The 15,591-nt window shown below is 47.8% G+C and carries 13 protein-coding genes and 20 tRNA genes; 7 read left to right on the top strand and 26 right to left on the bottom strand.

Features of this window, described 5'->3' with window-relative positions:
* Window positions 1–196 precede the first annotated feature (196 nt).
* The 3 genes from GJ1_RS09365 (at window position 197) to GJ1_RS09355 (ending at window position 3,231) form a co-directional block, all read left to right on the top strand.
* Window positions 197–1,159 (top strand): 3'-5' exonuclease, encoded by a 963-nt coding sequence (locus tag GJ1_RS09365; RefSeq protein ID WP_167346105.1) that lies wholly within the window; start codon window positions 197–199, stop codon window positions 1,157–1,159.
* A gap of 85 nt (window positions 1,160–1,244) precedes the next feature.
* Window positions 1,245–2,159 carry a BRCT domain-containing protein gene (locus GJ1_RS09360; protein WP_066231467.1) on the top strand — a complete coding sequence of 305 codons (915 nt, stop codon included), beginning with the start codon at window positions 1,245–1,247 and terminating at the stop codon, window positions 2,157–2,159.
* 112 nt (window positions 2,160–2,271) lie between these two features.
* A complete protein-coding gene (locus GJ1_RS09355) occupies window positions 2,272–3,231 on the top strand; it encodes a DUF6414 family protein (protein ID WP_044741424.1) in 960 nt (319 codons plus the stop codon).
* On the opposite strand, the gene GJ1_RS09350 is transcribed toward GJ1_RS09355, so the two are convergent.
* Window positions 3,215–3,418 carry a hypothetical protein gene (locus GJ1_RS09350; RefSeq protein ID WP_066231466.1) on the bottom strand — a complete coding sequence of 68 codons (204 nt, stop codon included), beginning with the start codon at window positions 3,416–3,418 and terminating at the stop codon, window positions 3,215–3,217. The genes GJ1_RS09355 and GJ1_RS09350 overlap by 17 nt on opposite strands.
* 173 nt (window positions 3,419–3,591) lie before the next feature.
* Here GJ1_RS09350 and GJ1_RS18335 point away from each other — a divergent pair, with 173 nt between their 5' ends.
* The 3 genes from GJ1_RS18335 (at window position 3,592) to GJ1_RS09340 (ending at window position 5,959) form a co-directional block, all read left to right on the top strand.
* Window positions 3,592–3,846 carry an ImmA/IrrE family metallo-endopeptidase gene (locus GJ1_RS18335; RefSeq protein ID WP_157068368.1) on the top strand — a complete coding sequence of 85 codons (255 nt, stop codon included), beginning with the start codon at window positions 3,592–3,594 and terminating at the stop codon, window positions 3,844–3,846.
* Between the two features lie 18 nt (window positions 3,847–3,864).
* Window positions 3,865–4,278: a hypothetical protein gene (locus GJ1_RS18330; RefSeq protein ID WP_157068367.1), complete on the top strand. Its 414-nt coding sequence runs from the start codon at window positions 3,865–3,867 to the stop codon at window positions 4,276–4,278.
* A 127-nt stretch (window positions 4,279–4,405) separates the two neighbouring features.
* Entirely contained in the window at window positions 4,406–5,959 is a 1,554-nt protein-coding gene (locus GJ1_RS09340) for a recombinase family protein (RefSeq protein WP_066231464.1), read from the top strand.
* On the opposite strand, the gene yhbH is transcribed toward GJ1_RS09340, so the two are convergent.
* The 5 genes from yhbH to queG all read right to left on the bottom strand — a co-directional run bounded on the left by yhbH (window position 5,949) and on the right by queG (window position 12,159).
* Complete coding sequence (yhbH, locus tag GJ1_RS09335) at window positions 5,949–7,118, bottom strand: sporulation protein YhbH (RefSeq protein ID WP_066231461.1); 1,170 nt, start codon at window positions 7,116–7,118, stop codon at window positions 5,949–5,951. The two genes, GJ1_RS09340 and yhbH, sit on opposite strands and share 11 nt — an antisense overlap.
* Window positions 7,119–7,391: 273 nt before the next feature.
* Window positions 7,392–9,287 (bottom strand): PrkA family serine protein kinase, encoded by a 1,896-nt coding sequence (locus tag GJ1_RS09330; protein WP_066231458.1) that lies wholly within the window; start codon window positions 9,285–9,287, stop codon window positions 7,392–7,394.
* A 311-nt stretch (window positions 9,288–9,598) separates the two neighbouring features.
* A complete protein-coding gene (gene trmL / locus GJ1_RS09320) occupies window positions 9,599–10,072 on the bottom strand; it encodes a tRNA (uridine(34)/cytosine(34)/5-carboxymethylaminomethyluridine(34)-2'-O)-methyltransferase TrmL (RefSeq protein ID WP_066231457.1) in 474 nt (157 codons plus the stop codon).
* Between the two features lie 20 nt (window positions 10,073–10,092).
* Window positions 10,093–10,956 (bottom strand): amidase domain-containing protein, encoded by an 864-nt coding sequence (locus tag GJ1_RS09315; RefSeq protein WP_066231579.1) that lies wholly within the window; start codon window positions 10,954–10,956, stop codon window positions 10,093–10,095.
* 60 nt (window positions 10,957–11,016) lie between these two features.
* Window positions 11,017–12,159: a tRNA epoxyqueuosine(34) reductase QueG gene (gene queG / locus GJ1_RS09310; protein ID WP_066231454.1), complete on the bottom strand. Its 1,143-nt coding sequence runs from the start codon at window positions 12,157–12,159 to the stop codon at window positions 11,017–11,019.
* Between the two features lie 52 nt (window positions 12,160–12,211).
* Here queG and GJ1_RS09305 point away from each other — a divergent pair, with 52 nt between their 5' ends.
* On the top strand, window positions 12,212–12,877 hold the full coding sequence (locus tag GJ1_RS09305) for a B3/B4 domain-containing protein (protein WP_066231451.1): 666 nt from the start codon (window positions 12,212–12,214) through the stop codon (window positions 12,875–12,877).
* Window positions 12,878–13,112: 235 nt separating this feature from the next.
* Here the strand turns inward: GJ1_RS09305 and GJ1_RS09300 are convergent.
* From GJ1_RS09300 to GJ1_RS09205, 20 genes are all read right to left on the bottom strand, one after another.
* Window positions 13,113–13,184: transfer RNA gene (locus tag GJ1_RS09300), tRNA-Glu, on the bottom strand.
* Between the two features lie 4 nt (window positions 13,185–13,188).
* Window positions 13,189–13,281: transfer RNA gene (locus GJ1_RS09295), tRNA-Ser, on the bottom strand.
* Between the two features lie 6 nt (window positions 13,282–13,287).
* Window positions 13,288–13,362, bottom strand: a tRNA-Asn gene (locus tag GJ1_RS09290).
* 60 nt (window positions 13,363–13,422) lie between these two features.
* A tRNA-Ile gene (locus GJ1_RS09285) sits at window positions 13,423–13,499 on the bottom strand.
* A 5-nt stretch (window positions 13,500–13,504) separates the two neighbouring features.
* Window positions 13,505–13,575: transfer RNA gene (locus tag GJ1_RS09280), tRNA-Gly, on the bottom strand.
* 170 nt (window positions 13,576–13,745) lie between these two features.
* Window positions 13,746–13,818: transfer RNA gene (locus tag GJ1_RS09275), tRNA-His, on the bottom strand.
* Window positions 13,819–13,825: 7 nt separating this feature from the next.
* Window positions 13,826–13,901, bottom strand: a tRNA-Thr gene (locus GJ1_RS09270).
* Between the two features lie 41 nt (window positions 13,902–13,942).
* Window positions 13,943–14,033: transfer RNA gene (locus GJ1_RS09265), tRNA-Ser, on the bottom strand.
* 19 nt (window positions 14,034–14,052) lie between these two features.
* Window positions 14,053–14,129: transfer RNA gene (locus tag GJ1_RS09260), tRNA-Ile, on the bottom strand.
* Between the two features lie 8 nt (window positions 14,130–14,137).
* A tRNA-Met gene (locus GJ1_RS09255) sits at window positions 14,138–14,211 on the bottom strand.
* 25 nt (window positions 14,212–14,236) lie between these two features.
* Window positions 14,237–14,309 (bottom strand) — tRNA-Ala (locus GJ1_RS09250).
* A 9-nt stretch (window positions 14,310–14,318) separates the two neighbouring features.
* Window positions 14,319–14,392: transfer RNA gene (locus GJ1_RS09245), tRNA-Pro, on the bottom strand.
* A gap of 6 nt (window positions 14,393–14,398) precedes the next feature.
* Window positions 14,399–14,472, bottom strand: a tRNA-Arg gene (locus tag GJ1_RS09240).
* 5 nt (window positions 14,473–14,477) lie between these two features.
* Window positions 14,478–14,563: transfer RNA gene (locus GJ1_RS09235), tRNA-Leu, on the bottom strand.
* Between the two features lie 5 nt (window positions 14,564–14,568).
* A tRNA-Gly gene (locus GJ1_RS09230) sits at window positions 14,569–14,643 on the bottom strand.
* 7 nt (window positions 14,644–14,650) lie between these two features.
* Window positions 14,651–14,723: transfer RNA gene (locus tag GJ1_RS09225), tRNA-Lys, on the bottom strand.
* A 149-nt stretch (window positions 14,724–14,872) separates the two neighbouring features.
* A tRNA-Thr gene (locus GJ1_RS09220) sits at window positions 14,873–14,945 on the bottom strand.
* Window positions 14,946–14,964: 19 nt separating this feature from the next.
* Window positions 14,965–15,040: transfer RNA gene (locus tag GJ1_RS09215), tRNA-Phe, on the bottom strand.
* 162 nt (window positions 15,041–15,202) lie between these two features.
* Window positions 15,203–15,278 (bottom strand) — tRNA-Asp (locus GJ1_RS09210).
* A gap of 5 nt (window positions 15,279–15,283) precedes the next feature.
* Window positions 15,284–15,360: transfer RNA gene (locus GJ1_RS09205), tRNA-Met, on the bottom strand.
* Between the last annotated feature and the right edge of the window lie 231 nt (window positions 15,361–15,591).

Raw genomic sequence — 15,591 nt, 5'->3', positions numbered from 1 at the left:
AATGGGGATTTTGCAACGCTTTCTCGGGAAAATAATGAAAAAGGATAAAGACATTGATGCCTCAATTAACGAAGATCTCGTAAATACGAGCAACACAACACCTTCTTCTGACAATCGTGGAGGCGTAGAAATACAGTCTACACCGATAACTGTAACTGTCGAATATGGCTTTTCTTCATCTCATACAAACAAGAAAATGGAGACGCCTTCAGATAATCATTATACTTATCAAAAAGCGACATTCACCCCTGACGACTATGTAGTCTTAGACTTTGAAACAACGGGATTAAACCCGGAGAAAGACGCTATTATCCAAATCGCGGCGATACGTTTTCGAAATCATGAGCCAATCGAACAATTTGTTTCGTTCGTTAACCCTAAGAGACCGATCCCATCTAAAATAACGGACATTACGGGGATCACAGATGGAGATGTGAAAGATGCTCCTACAATTGAAGAGATCTTCCTGGATTTCATCCAATTCCTAAAGGATGATGTACTGATCGCTCACAATGCTCCTTTTGACATGAAGTTTTTATTAAGCAACGCTCAACGGCTAGGAATAGAAAAGCCAAACAATCTCGTCATTGACACGCTAACACTGGCTAGAAAATACATACCGGAGACGCCCAATCATCAGCTGGAAACACTGAAACAGTGGTTACAATTAGAGGTGAGTTCCCATCACGCGTTGGATGATTGTTTGACTTGTGCCGCTGTTTATCGAACATGCCAAAAACGGAGAGAGGAAAAATTTCGTCTTTCCGATGATGAAAAAAGAGCTTATGACATTGTTCTGCGCATATTAAGTGATCATAACCGCGACACTAGTCTTGTTCGTCATTCCCGAACATCGACTTACTTGGATATACAAGCGTTTTACTCGTTTGCCCGAATCAAGTTAACAGGCAAAAAGAAATACTTGCTCTCCAAACGATTAGAACAAGAAATCATCGAGCTGTGTCCTGGCGTTGTTTGTGAGCCAGCTTCGAAAAATGAATCAGGACAAACGCGCATTTTGATTCGAACTCCTGATGATTTATTGCCCTTGTCTTCGCTGATTGTTAAAGATTTTGATAAGGCCTTAAAATCATTAGAAGACTATCGAAAGTATGTCGGTAAAGCTGAAAAAGTCATCGAGGATTATTTGAGTCTATAAACTATACGGATATGCAGCGAGAAAGGACATCACCGCCACGTGGCTTGATGTCTTTTTTATTCTTGTATGAAATGGGGGAGAGAAAATGAGCAAGTTCAAAGAAATTGAAGACTATCGCAAGTTCACCTCAAAAGCCGAGTTGCACAAGTCCATCAATTCTCTGATCGGAATTATCCATGGGATCCGTTCCGATCACATCACTAACAAAGAGGAGATTGCTGAACTCATTCATTGGTGCAACCTACATAGACGATTTGCAAAAAAAGCGCCTTTTAACGAAATTATCCCGTTAATTGACCAAGCTTTGCTGGACAACAAATTGGAAGAAGAAGAGTTTGAGGATATTCTGTGGCTTTGCAACAACATTATTAATGAGAACGATTTTAACAGCTATTATGATGTCATCACATCATCTATACAGCAGCTACACGGGATTCTCCACGGCATCATGGCAGACAACGTTTTGAATGACATGGAAATTGAACAACTGTCCATTTGGATCGATGACCATGACTTTTTAAGAGGGACATATCCCTTTGACGAGATCCATAGCCTGCTGGTAAGTGTAAAGCAAGACGGGATGATCAGCGAAGACGAGAAAAACTTGCTAAAAGCCTTTTTTACCACTTTTATTGATACAAAGGTATCCCGCAACATCCATGAATTAGACGTAAAATTCCTGCAAAGCCAATACTCAATCAGTGGCATATGCGCTGTTAATCCAGAAATCATATTCGAAAATAAAGTGTTCTCCTTTACTGGCGCCTCTCACAGGGCTACACGCAACGAGATTGCCCGCGTCATTCAAGAGATGGGCGGAATATTCAACAACAATGTCACTAAGAGTACCAACTACCTCATCGTGGGGGGCAACGGCAATCCTTGCTGGGCGTTCGCTTGCTATGGACGGAAAGTTGAGAAAGCGATTGAATTAAGGAAAAAAGGCACGCCAATCGTTATCGTACACGAAAATGATTTTTGGGATGAAGTAGTGATTTAAAGTGCTGTAGTTATAGATTAACCACATTTATCCTGACATCATATACTTTCGACACTAATTCGTATCCCAAATGTCATTGTAACAATAAAAAATGTAACAGGGGTAGAAACGCATGAAAGAGATTATCTATCTAAATACCGAAATCATGAATTCCTTGATCGCCCAACTCGATAAGGGAGTTACAACGCATTATTCATTGGAACAGACAATACAGGAAACCAATACAGAAATGTCACAAACAACAAGAGGAAAAGCAGCTGGCTTCAATGGAACTGTCCAATCGGGTACAGGTAGCCTATTATCCAATGTGAGCTTAAGTTTCGGCGCTAATATTTCTGGAAATGGAAATGAAACCAATGGTAGCTCCAGAGCTTTATTAGAAGGGCAACGAGATTTATTAAACAAAGCATTTCATGACTATGCTTTAAACATATTGCTACAACTACTAAAAGAGAACGAGAAATTAAAAACAAACTCCTTCTCCCTTACAGAGGGTGACATTTGTCTATGGGAGACCGATTGGAAATATTACGATTTTGAGTTTATCAGCAGGATTGCTGACCTTGACGATGTTTTAGAAACATTAGGGATATATGTATCGGCAGATGAATATAGGAAAGCAGAAACGATTGCGCAAAAAGCTAGAAAATACCCTAAAAATCCCGAGCTTGTCAGAGCCCAACATATTATTAATCAACATCAGTCTACAATGCTTCAAAGGAACATTCTAAAACAAATACAAGTATTTTCTTCGTACGCTAATAGTTTCTTAGGTAACTACTCAATAATTAAGGCAGCAAACACATTTCAGTTGATCGATAAAGGAATGTTACGCGAGGTTCCAACAGCCCTTTCAATCCGATCTGCTTCGGCACGCAGGGCAAAAATTCTTTTTAGGGTCATAGGTAAGCGCGATATAATCTACAACAATGATGACTTAGGCGGAGTTTTAGGAGAATTGCAGGACTTCACCCAACTCGCAAATTTTATGTTCGACCTAATCTTAGGAAGCTTTCAAATACTTAAACCAGGGGATTATATTGCTACGCCAATTGCTATTTACTACGAATAAAGCGAAAAGCTGTCTCTATTTCCTCCTTATGTTTTTGAAACTCATTTCTTTTTTGATTCATCATTTGATGAGTCTCGATGATATGTTTGGCGTTCCTAACACGCATAGTTTCATATTCTTCATTAAGTGTTTTTGATGCTTTGATTGCCTCATTAAAGATTTTATCAATTATTCTTTTTTTGAACATTTTGATCACCACCTTACTTTTATAATATGCCTAATACAAGAAAACAGCAAACCTTTTTTTCGGTTAGAAAATATGGTTTCGTAAGTTATCCTTCGTTGATCCCTTTTTAGGGATCCTTTCTTTTCCTTGCCTTCTCGAACGCATGTTCCTATAATAAAAGTGAGGTGATTCCCATGAACTTCTCGTCATACCAGTTCACCCCACTGGAACAATATATTTGTGAATTGTACGAGCATTTAGCAATCAGATCGCCCCATCAGCTGGACATGATCGACATTGCCGCAAAGCTGAACGTCTGGCTGCATTTTGCCGACATCCGAAGTACGGCCATCGAACGGAACGGAGTGTATAGCATTATCATCGACCGCCGCCTTAGTCGTCAACAACAATGGCAGGAATTTGGACATGAACTTGGGCATGTGCTGTGACACGCGGGGAATCAAATGTTGCTCCCGGCTTCACTCGTTCAGCTTCAGGAGGCCCAGGCGACGAATTTTGCTCTGCACTTTTGCGTACCGACGTTTATGCTGCTTGAACTCGAGCTTCCGCATACGGAAAAGGAAATCGTCTATGTACTGAGCGAAACGTTTAGTGTGGAGCCGCTGTTCGCTAAACGGCGTTGGGATCGCTTTAAGGAACAATGGGAAAGCTACCGGTTTTATGAGGCGCTTTTCAGTCATATGCAAGTGGCTGAGCCGGTTGTCGCCGCTTCCGGCCGCGATGCGGAAAGCGATCTTAGTCTCCTTCATGAGTACGCCGTTGCACATGAGGGCTCATTGTTTATTGACGGCCGCTTAACGGACGAGGAACAACGAGAAATCATCCGCTATTTACAGCAGATGGACCAAAGGAACAGCTAAAAATCATGAATTATACCGCCACAGAATGGATGAATCACGTAAAATCATAACGGCTAATCCGCATATTTGCCTCTTTTTTTTGCATACATGGTGATAGCGAGTTCTATTCCAGGTCAGAGGTGGTTTTATGTATAGACCTAGAAACTTGGACGTGTTCATCTATCTTCGCAAAAGCCGGAAGGATATCGAGGAAGAGAAAAAAGCCGCCGAATCCGGCGTGTCATACGATACATTGCAGCGCCATCGGGATAACTTGCTGGCCGTAGCTCGTAAAGAGGGGCACAATATCCTCGGCATCTTCGAGGAGATTGTGTCCGGCGAGTCCATCGCTGAACGTTCGGAGATCCAGAAGCTTTTGCGTGAATTGGAAACGGGAGTGGCTGATGCGGTGCTTGTCATGGACATTGACCGCCTCGGCCGTGGTGATATGCTTGACCAAGGCATTTTAGACCGTGCTTTTCGCTATTCGGGAACGAAAATCATCACCCCTACGGAAGTTTATGACCCGGAAAGCGAGACGTGGGAGCTCGTTTTCGGTGTGAAATCCATCGTGTCGCGCGAAGAGCTCAAAGTCATTACGAAGCGCCTCCAAGGTGGCCGGCGCGACTCGGCCGCTAAAGGACGTTCCATCTCAAAAAAGCCGCCATACGGCTATCTTCGTGATGAAAAACTAAGGCTCTACCCGGATCCGGAAACGTCATGGGTTGTGGTAAAAATCTTTGAGATGATGCGCGACGGACACGGACGCCAGGCGATCGCCGCTGAGCTGGATCGACTTGGAGTGAAACCGCCCGATGAAAAGCGATCCTTTTGGTCTCCTTCGACGATCAGCGCCATTATCAAAAACGAGGTGTATCTCGGCCACATCATCTGGGGCAAGGTGAAATACATTAAACAAAACGGCAGGTATAAGCGCAAGAAAATGCCGAGAGAGCGCTGGTATGTCAAAGAGAATGCCCATGAGCCCCTCGTGTCCAGGGAACTCTGGGAAGCCGCCAACAAAGCGTATCGGAGCCGCTGGCGCCCTTCTACGGTAGAAAGCAAACCGCTGGCTAACCCGCTGGCCGGGTTGTTGAAATGCGAACTCTGCGGCTATACGATGTGGTATCAGCCACGCAAAGACCGTCCTCATCCGCTGGTGCGCTGTCCAAACCCGAAATGCAAAGGCGTGCAAAAGGGTGCGCTTCTGCCACTCGTCGAGGAGAAAATCTTGCAATCTCTCGCCGAGTTCGTCGATCAGTTTGAAGTGCAGGAGGAAGCTCTTGCCCGAAAAGAGCAGCGTTCGGTCATCCCGCTAAAGCAAAAAGCCGTCGAAAAAAAAGAAAAAGAGCTCCAGGAGCTCCATAAACAAAAAGATGCACTGCATGATCTACTCGAGCGAGGCATCTATACGATTGAGACGTTCCTGGAACGCCAGCAGATGGTTGTGAGTCGGATCAAAAAAACACAGGAGGACATCGAGCAACTGCGTGAGGAAATCGCTAAAGAAAAGCTGAAAGAAAAGAACATGAACGAGTACATCCCGACGGTTAAAAAGGTGCTGGACGCCTACCGCCTCACAGATGACGTAGAAAAGAAAAATCGCCTTCTCAAGTCGGTGCTTGAGAAAGCGACATACCTGAGAAAACCGGAGTGGACGAAAAAAGATCAGTTTACGATTCAGCTTTACCCTAGGATTTAGAGGCAACGGCCTCCTTTTTTTCTGCGGAGAAGAAATATTTCAGGGCCTCGAACACATCGGATTTTTGTTTCAAGATATAGTATTTGAATTTCTCATGTTTCATGCTGCCGTATGCACGCATAAGTGTAGAGGGTGTACGGTTGTACTGGTTGACTTCCCCATACCCAAACATGTTCGATACGTTCATCAGCTCTTGAACAAGCTTCACGCAACGGGCATTGTCGGATGTCAAGTTGTCGCCGTCCGAGAAATGGAACGGATAAATGTTGTAGCGCGACGGAGAATATTTCGTTTCGATCAGTTCAAGCGCTTTTCGATATGCAGACGAGCAAATCGTCCCGCCGCTTTCCCCTTTCGTGAAAAACTCCTCCTCACTGACGACTTTCGCTTCCGTATGATGAGCAATAAAGGCGATCTCAACGGTTTCATATTTTGTGCGCAAAAAGCGGGTCATCCAGAAGAAAAAGCTGCGTGCCATATATTTTTCCCACATGCCCATCGAACCGCTTGTATCCATCATGGCTAAGACAACCGCTTTCGATTCCGGCTTGACGACTTCATTCCATGTTTTGAACTTCAAATCTTCGCGGTAAATCGGATAAAATCCTGGTTTGCCGTTCATGGCATTGCGCTTGAAGGCGGCGAGCATCGTCCGCTTTTTATCGATATTCCCCATCAATCCGGTGCGGCGGATGTCGTTAAATTCAATATGTTGGGTTACATTTTGATCCAGCTCTTTCCGTTGCAAGTTGGGCAGCTCCAATTGGCTGAAAAGCGCTTCCTCAATCTCCATCAGCGACACTTCAGCTTCGTAATAATCTTGGCCCGGCAAGTCGCCAGCCCCTTGACCCTTTCCTGGCCCCTGCCCCTCCCCGCTTCCTTCTCTGGCCACCACATCACCGACTTGGCTGTTTCCGTTCCCTTGACCGACGTGTTTGTTTTTCTCATAATTGTAGCGGATTTTGTATTCATCGAGCGAGCGGATCGGAATTTTAATCACATCGCGTCCGTTGGACATGATAATGCTTTCTTCCGTAATTAAATCGGGCAAGTTGTTTTTGATCGCTTCCTTCACTTTTTCTTGATGGCGCTTTTGATCATCATGACCTTTGCGGTGGAGGGACCAGTCTTCTTTCGATACAACAAAATTCCCCTTCATCTTTTCCCCTCCTTTGAAAAAAACTTTTTCACACTTTTCGCTTTCCCGCATATACTTATGTTGGCGTCATCAAAACGGACCATCACTGTGCCAAGTTGGTTTATTTTATCGTATGCAAAAACTCAAAATAATTGACAAATGTAATGAGGAAAACGAAAAAGTGGACAAGCCCGATTGTCGGTTTTTCCCCTCCCCCTCATGCAAAGTCCTCCCCATAACCGTTTTCTCCCCCAAAGGATGAGAAAAAGGCATGCCCCAGCGCTCGAGGCATGCCTAGCGGTTCAACAAGCTGCCGACGTAGCGAAGCAATTCGTTGGCTGACGTAGAGTTGTACCCGTACTCATCAATAAGGCGGGCGACGACTTCGTTAATTTTTTTCAACTGCTGCTCATCCGGTGTCTTCGTTGATGTCGTAATCTTTACAATATCCTTTAAATCGGCAAACAGCTTTTTCTGAATCGCCTCGCGAAGCCGCTCATGCGAATTGTAGTCAAATTTTTGCCCTTTGCGCGCATAGGCGGAAATGCGGATTAAAATTTCTTCGCGAAACGCCTTTTTGGCATTTTCAGAAATGCCGATTTGCTCCTCGATTGAACGCATCAGCTTTTCATCGGGATTCATTTCCTCGCCAGTGAGCGGATCGCGCAGCTTCGTCTTGTTGCAGTACGCCTCGACGTTGTCCAAATAGTTATCCATCAACGTTTTCGCCGACTCTTCATACGAATAGACGAACGCCTTTTGCACTTCTTGTTTGGCGATTTCGTCATACTCTTTGCGCACAAGCGAAATGAAGTTCAAGTACCGCTCGCGGTCTTCCTTCGTGATCGACGGATGCTGATCCAACCCTTCTTTCAACGAACGAAGCACGTCAAGCGCATTGATCGACGGCACTTCTTTGCGAATAATGCATGCCGAAATGCGGTTGATGACATAGCGTGGGTCGATGCCGCTCATCCCCTCATCCGGATGCTCCTTTTTCAACTCCTCGACATCGACTTCGCTGAATCCTTCGATCATTTCGCCATCATACAAGCGCATTTTCTTCAATAAATCCACATCCGGCCGCTTCGATTCTTTCAACCGCGTTAAAATGGTAAACATAGCCGCAATCCGCAACGTGTGCGGAGCGATATGCACGTCGGCGACGTCGCTTTCGCGGATCATTTTTTCGTAAATGCGCTCTTCTTCCGAGACGCGCAAGTTGTATGGAATCGGCATGACGATGATGCGCGAATGGAGCGCCTCGTTCTTTTTGTTGGCAATGAACGACCGATATTCCGTTTCGTTCGTATGAGCGATGATCAATTCATCGGCGCTGATTAAAGCAAACCGCCCAGCTTTGAAATTGCCCTCTTGCGTCAGCGACAACAAATGCCAAAGAAATTTTTCATCGCATTTTAACATCTCTTGAAATTCCATAATCCCGCGGTTGGCTTTGTTCAGCTCGCCGTCAAACCGGTACGCGCGAGGGTCGGATTCTGAGCCGTATTCCGCAATCGTCGAGAAATCGATGCTTCCCGTTAAATCGGCGATATCTTGCGATTTCGGGTCAGACGGGCTGAACGTCCCGATGCCGACACGGCGGTTTTCCGAGAAGAAAATGCGCTCCACCAGCACGTCTTCAATGCGTCCGCCGTACTCTTTCTCGAGCCGCATCATATTGAGCGGCGACAGCTCGCCTTCAATGCGAATGCCATACTCCTTATAAAAATCGTCACGCAAATGGTGAGGAATGAGGTGAAGGGGGTCTTCATGCATCGGGCAGCCTTTAATGGCATAAACAGCGCCGCGCTCTGTTTTTGAATACTCTTCAAGCCCGCGCTTTAGCAAAGTCACAAGCGTCGACTTCCCGCCGCCAACTGGCCCCATCAGCAGCAAAATCCGTTTCCGCACATCCAACCGCTTCGCCGCCGGGTGGAAATATTCCTCAACGAGCCGTTCAAGCGCTTCCTCGAGCCCGAACAAGTGCTGGCTGAAAAACTTATATCGTTTCCGTCCGTTCACCTCTTCGACCCCAGCATCTTTGATCATATTATAAACGCGCGAATGAGCCGACTGGGCCACCCACGGCTTTTCTTTTAAAATTTTTAAATACTCGGCAAACGTTCCTTCCCATTTCAGTTTTTCTTCTTCTTCCCGATATCGGGCGATTTTTTGCAAAATATCCATAAAGGACCTCCTCACCCTTGGATGTCTAACAGCAAGATTATTACAATTTATGCGAGGATGTCCCGTATCATTCGCCGCAAAAAAAATTTTGTCTCCGAACAACCGGCCGCAGTCATTCACATGCTTGACCATATTCGTTATAATAAAAGGGAAAATGCCTTGAAGGAGGAACAAACGATGCGCACTTTGCTTGTGCTAGGGGTTATCATTGCGTTTTTGACAGCCATTTTCACCGCTGGCTATGAAGACAAACCAGGCGTCAGACAATAAGACCAAAAAAACGACCTCCAAAGCGAAGGTCGTTTTTTTGTTTACGACAGCCCCTGAAACCGTTGCTGGCGCAACGCTTCGTACACTAAAATGGCCGCCGTGTTCGATAAGTTTAACGAGCGCACTTTGTCGTTCATCGGGATGCGAAGGCAACGTTCCATATTGGCCTCAAGCAGCTCCTTCGGCAGCCCGGTCGTTTCGCGGCCGAACACAAAGAAAATATCCTTTTCCGTATCGCTAAAATCAAACGAATCATAATACCGGCGCCCGAATTTCGTAATGAAATAAAACTCCCCTTCCGGAAAACGAGCGAACAGTTCGTCAAGCGAGTCATAATACGAAATGTTGACATACGGCCAATAATCAAGTCCTGCCCGCTTCAGCATTTTATCGTCTGTGGAAAACCCGAGCGGGCGGATCAAATGGAGCGCCGTATCGGTCGCCGCGCATGTGCGGGCGATGTTTCCAGTGTTGGCTGGGATTTCTGGCTGGTACAGTACGACATGAAGCGGCATTTCCTTCACCTCAACAACGTTTATTTACGATCGATGATGTGAAAAAACTTATAGCGAATGTTCGGCGTATAGGCACTGGAATCCTCATACGACCAATAGCGCATTCGGCTGTTTGTCGTATGGGCGTTCACAAGCGGCATCCCGTTCTGATCTTTCGCCACCACAATCGTCGAATGGTCGAAGCGTCCGTCCCCTTGAAAATCATAACAGATGACATCACCTGCCATCAATTGCTCCGGTTCTGCCACTTCCACTGCCTGCAAACCGATGCGCGATCCGCTCAAATACCAGCGCAACGAATGAGCAACAGCCCAACTGTAGCTCCAGCTTCCGTTTTGACACCACCATCCCCTCGTCCGGTTCGGATAACCCGTCATCGGCGCCCCACCCGCATACAAGCATTGGGAGACAAAATTCGTGCAATCGACCGGAAACGACGGAAACGCCGGGTTGTGCCGATTCCACCACGTTTCCGCATACCGCACCGCCCGGGCGCGGTCATATTGGTAAGAAAGACGCTCCCCTGTCCATTGTTCCCGTTCGACGCGCGGCGCCTCCATATAGCCCCCCGTCCGGTTAATCGGTTCATCAGCTACAAGCTCACCACGAACAAAACAGGAGCATCGCTCCTCAACCTGTTCTTCTGTATAAAGTGAATCCCCTTGCTTAATTAAAAATTGATGGTGGGCAATATACATGACTTTTGTCTCCCGCTCGACGGTCTGCTTGCTGACAATTTGCCCGCGAATCGTGCAACGGACGATCTCCGCGCCGCGCTTTTGGCAAAGCCGCTGCTTCCTTGCCGCTTCTTCGTTCCGTACGTTGCTTTCCGACACAAACGAACGGGCTCGCTCATCCAACCACGCGCGCAACTTTTCTTTCATGCCGATTTCCACCACTTTCGTTTTTGTTACTACCTTATGTGGGAAAACCGCATTTTTTCCCTATTCCTTTGCCTCAGCCAATAGTTTCAGCCCTTTTTCAATCTCAGTGATCACATCCGCATCCGCCTCCGTTTGCCGGGCAGCCTCCAAATAAGGTTTGGCGCTTGGATCCCCGATTTTCCCTAACGCCCACGCCGCCGTTCCGCGGATGACGGGACGGCTGTCCTCTTTCAACAACCGCAATAAATGCGGCACCGCAGTTCGGTCTTTGTAATGAGCGAGCGCCAAAATGGCGTTGCGCTGAATCGGCTTTTTCCCGCGCCATGAGCCCGCCATGGCCCCAAACTTCTCTTTAAATTCACGGTTGCTCATCTGAAGCAGCGGGATGAGCTTTGGTTTCACAGCTTCTGGGTCTGGCTCAAATTCCGGATGCAAGTGAAAGTCTTTCCCTTTATTTTCTGGACAGACTTGCTGGCACGTATCGCAGCCGTACAACCGGTTGCCGATTTTTTCCCGGAACTCATCGGCCAAAAACCCTTTCGTTTGTGTCAAAAATGAAAGGCACCGCTGCGCGTTCAGCTGCCCACCTTGCACAAGCGCTCCGGTCGGGCAAGCGTCAATGCATTTCGTGCACGTGCCGCATCGACTTTCAACCGATTCATCAGGTGGAAATGGAATGTTCGTAATCATCTCCCCCAAGTACACATATGAACCAAACTCCGGTGTAATAATGGAACAGTTTTTGCCACTCCAGCCGATCCCCGCTCGTTCCGCCACGGCCCGATCGGCGAGCTCTCCGGTATCCACCATCGAGCGAACGCGGGCATGGGGCACCTTGGCCAGCAAAAACTCCTCGAGCTGCCGCAAACGTTCCCGCAACACATCGTGGTAGTCCTTTCCCCATGAAGCGCGGCAAAAAACGCCGCGCCGTTCCGTCTTTGTCCCCCGCGGCGCATTTTTCATTTTGGACGGATAGGCAAGGGCAATGGCAATAATCGATTTTGCTTCCGGAAGAAGCAATGAAGGATTCGTCCGTTTCTCAATATCTGGTTCCTCAAAACCGGACTGATAGCCGAGCTCCTGCTGGCGGCGCAATCGTTCCTTTAATTCGACAAACGGATCGGCGCTTGCAAAGCCAATTTTATCAATGCCGATTGACCGACTGTACTCAATGACTTCCTGCTTTAATGCCATAACATCCATCGTTTTCCCTCCTTTCGTCATATATGGTAAAATGAAACCCGAGGTGATCAAGATGAAATGCGTGATATCGGAACAGCTAAAGCAGCGCCTTCCTTCCGGCAAATTCGGCGTCATTCGCTATCATCATATCGAGATCGGCGACTCACCGCAAATGTTAAGAGGTCGATTGGAACTGTTTCAAGAGTCTCTTCACATCGAGTTGCAGGAAAAGCCGATCGCCGACATTCCCGAGCTGGCCGAATGGCGTCGTGCTTTCAAACAACTCGGCACAGACCCAAGCCGCTATCGACCGTCAAGCGAGAGCTTATACCGACGCATTCAGAAAAAACACTTCATCCCATCGATTCATTCAGCGGCGGACGTCAACAACTTTTTTTCACTATACTATAAAATTCCGCTGGGCATCTATGATCTAGATCGCATTGACGGAACAGTAACCCTCACCGTCGGCATGGAGCAAGACGAATATATCGCGTTAAACGGCCGCACAGTCAACTTTGCCAACAAGCTCGTCAGCAAAGATGAACGAGGGCCGTTTGGCAGTCCGATCGTCGATTCAGAGCGCACCGCTGTGACGAAAGAAACAAAAAACGCCTTGCAGATCGTTTACTTTCTCCCGTCGACGTCAGAAGAAACTGCCAGGCGCCAGCTTGAAGCCATCCAAACGATGTTTGTGCAAATCCATGGCGGAGAAGCCGACGCCCAATTGCTCGTTTGATCTTCTCCCCCGCTTGGCCGATCGAGGCGGGGGATCTCTCCCAACATAAACAAAAAACGCAATGCCTCGTTCTTTGACGAAACGAAACACTGCGTTGTCCCCAACATAGATTATATGATTTCAAACTAACGATAATCATTATAACAAAGTCAGACATACAGCGCAAGAAAAAACGCAAAAATCGACAAAAGCAATTGCATAAAAGGGCACCAGAATCTCTGGTGCCAGCAACCAGTGACCCGTACGGGATTCGAACCCGTGTTACCGCCGTGAAAGGGCGGTGTCTTAACCACTTGACCAACGGGCCATTATGGCGGAGAAGGCGGGATTTGAACCCGCGCGCCGCAAAACTGCGACCTAACGGTTTAGCAAACCGTCCCCTTCAGCCACTTGGGTACTTCTCCGTAACATGGCTCCGCAAGTAGGATTCGAACCTACGACCTACCGGTTAACAGCCGGTTGCTCTACCGCTGAGCTATTGCGGAATGATCAAACATCGTTCGCTCACTATTATAGCGAACAGTGAAACAACATGCAATGGAAAATGGTGGGCCTAAGTGGACTTGAACCACCGACCTCACGCTTATCAGGCGTGCGCTCTGACCAGCTGAGCTATAGGCCCATCAAAGCGGGTGATGGGAATCGAACCCACGACATCAGCTTGGAAGGCTGAGGTTTTACCACTAAACTACACCCGCATATAATTTTGATTGATATCTACCACGCTTCCCCTGTGCCCCTTCCTCTGCAAGCATGTTCAAGGAAGCCAGATGCGTCGGGGCAACTCGCAGCAGATTCGATGATGCGAAGGCTTGTGGCTGCGGTTTTACCACTAAACTACACCCGCAAATATATTAAAGAAGAAAAGGGCGACTAGTGGGAATCGAACCCACGCATGCCAGAGCCACAATCTGGTGCGTTAACCACTTCGCCATAGTCGCCATGTACTGGTGCCGGCTGCAGGACTTGAACCCGCAACCTACTGATTACAAGTCAGTTGCTCTACCAATTGAGCTAAGCCGGCATGGTTCAAATATATTTACGCGATTCATCGAGAACAAAACATGGCGGAGGAGGAGGGATTCGAACCCCCGCGCGCCTCGCGGCGCCTCTCGGTTTTCAAGACCGACCCCTTCAACCACTTGGGTACTCCTCCAAAAAAACAACAATAATGATGGTGGACCTTGTAGGACTCGAACCTACGACCGGACGGTTATGAGCCGTCTGCTCTAACCAGCTGAGCTAAAGGTCCGATAATAGTGGCGGTGGAGGGGATCGAACCCCCGACCTCACGGGTATGAACCGTACGCTCTAGCCAGCTGAGCTACACCGCCAAATTAGATCAAATTGATTGAAAGGTGGAGCCTATCGGGATCGAACCGATGACCTCCTGCTTGCAAAGCAGGCGCTCTCCCAGCTGAGCTAAGGCCCCATGTACAAATCGGGAAGACAGGATTTGAACCTGCGACCTCACGGACCCGAACCGTGTGCTCTACCAAGCTGAGCTACTTCCCGACCAAACGCGCTCGAGAGGATTCGAACCCCTAACCTTCTGATCCGTAGTCAGATGCTCTATCCAATTGAGCTACGAGCGCACAAGTGCCGAGGGCCGGACTCGAACCGGCACGGTAGTTACCTACCCCAGGATTTTAAGTCCTGTGCGTCTGCCAATTCCGCCACCCCGGCGGAAGTGGAGCGGAAGACGGGGCTCGAACCCGCGACCCCCACCTTGGCAAGGTGGTGTTCTACCGCTGAACTACTTCCGCAAAACGATGAGCCATGGAGGACTCGAACCTCCGACCCTCTGATTAAAAGTCAGATGCTCTACCTACTGAGCTAATGGCTCATGGTTGGTATAACACTCCAAGTGAACGATGTCCCTTCCTCTACTAGCTGATTCGAAGAGGTGAGATGCGTCGGGACAACTCAAAGCCGATTCGAAGATGTAACCCTCGTTACTGAGCTAATGGCTCACGATTTATTTGAAAATAAAGATGCCGGCTGCAGGACTTGAACCCGCAACCTACTGATTACAAGTCAGTTGCTCTACCAATTGAGCTAAGCCGGCATGGTTTTAACTATCAAAATGGTGGCTCGGGACGGAATCGAACCGCCGACACAAGGATTTTCAGTCCTTTGCTCTACCGACTGAGCTACCGAGCCATATTTTCTTTTCACCATGCTCATTGGTTGCTGTTGTGCCTCTTCCTCTGCCAGCTCATTCGAAGAAGCTGGATGCGTCGAGGCAACACGCAACACATTCGAAGATGCATATGCTCGTTGCTGCCAAGCTATTCATTTTCTCTTTTCGCAATTTTGAAACAATGGCGGTCCCGACGGGACTCGAACCCGCGATCTCCTGCGTGACAGGCAGGCATGTTAACCACTACACTACGGGACCATTTTTGGTTGCGGGGGCAGGATTTGAACCTGCGACCTTCGGGTTATGAGCCCGACGAGCTACCGGACTGCTCCACCCCGCGGCGATAAGAAATGATTCAGTTTTGATCATACTCTGAGTGAATTTTTCGTTGCCCCTTCCTCTACTAGCTGATTCGAGGAAGCGAGATGCGTCGGGGCAACTCGAAGCGGTTTCGATGAAGCGAAGGCTCGTTGCTCCACCCCGAGGCGATAAACTCATTAAAATGGTGGAGGATGACGGGATCGAACCGCCGACCCCTTGCTTGTAAGGCAAGTGCTCTCCCAGCTGAGCT

The sequence above is a fragment of the Geobacillus jurassicus NBRC 107829 genome (genome assembly GCF_001544315.1).
Taxonomy (GTDB): Bacteria; Bacillota; Bacilli; order Bacillales; family Anoxybacillaceae; genus Geobacillus; species Geobacillus jurassicus.
Note: the sequence above shows the minus strand (reverse complement) of the source record. Positions and strands in the feature narration are given on the sequence as shown.

What these genes read in the sequence shown, in the direction of transcription:
- GJ1_RS09360 (WP_066231467.1), top strand. Translation starts at nt 1,245, where the DNA reads ATGAGCAAGTTCAAAGAAATTGAAGACTATCGCAAGTTCACCTCAAAA.
- GJ1_RS09365 (WP_167346105.1), top strand. Translation starts at nt 197, where the DNA reads ATGGAGACGCCTTCAGATAATCATTATACTTATCAAAAAGCGACATTC.
- yhbH (WP_066231461.1), bottom strand. Translation starts at nt 7,118, where the DNA reads ATGAAGGGGAATTTTGTTGTATCGAAAGAAGACTGGTCCCTCCACCGC.
- GJ1_RS09315 (WP_066231579.1), bottom strand. Translation starts at nt 10,956, where the DNA reads ATGAAAGAAAAGTTGCGCGCGTGGTTGGATGAGCGAGCCCGTTCGTTT.
- GJ1_RS09330 (WP_066231458.1), bottom strand. Translation starts at nt 9,287, where the DNA reads ATGGATATTTTGCAAAAAATCGCCCGATATCGGGAAGAAGAAGAAAAA.
- GJ1_RS09340 (WP_066231464.1), top strand. Translation starts at nt 4,406, where the DNA reads ATGTATAGACCTAGAAACTTGGACGTGTTCATCTATCTTCGCAAAAGC.
- GJ1_RS09355 (WP_044741424.1), top strand. Translation starts at nt 2,272, where the DNA reads ATGAAAGAGATTATCTATCTAAATACCGAAATCATGAATTCCTTGATC.
- GJ1_RS09305 (WP_066231451.1), top strand. Translation starts at nt 12,212, where the DNA reads ATGAAATGCGTGATATCGGAACAGCTAAAGCAGCGCCTTCCTTCCGGC.
- GJ1_RS18335 (WP_157068368.1), top strand. Translation starts at nt 3,592, where the DNA reads ATGAACTTCTCGTCATACCAGTTCACCCCACTGGAACAATATATTTGT.
- queG (WP_066231454.1), bottom strand. Translation starts at nt 12,159, where the DNA reads ATGGATGTTATGGCATTAAAGCAGGAAGTCATTGAGTACAGTCGGTCA.
- trmL (WP_066231457.1), bottom strand. Translation starts at nt 10,072, where the DNA reads ATGCCGCTTCATGTCGTACTGTACCAGCCAGAAATCCCAGCCAACACT.
- GJ1_RS09350 (WP_066231466.1), bottom strand. Translation starts at nt 3,418, where the DNA reads ATGTTCAAAAAAAGAATAATTGATAAAATCTTTAATGAGGCAATCAAA.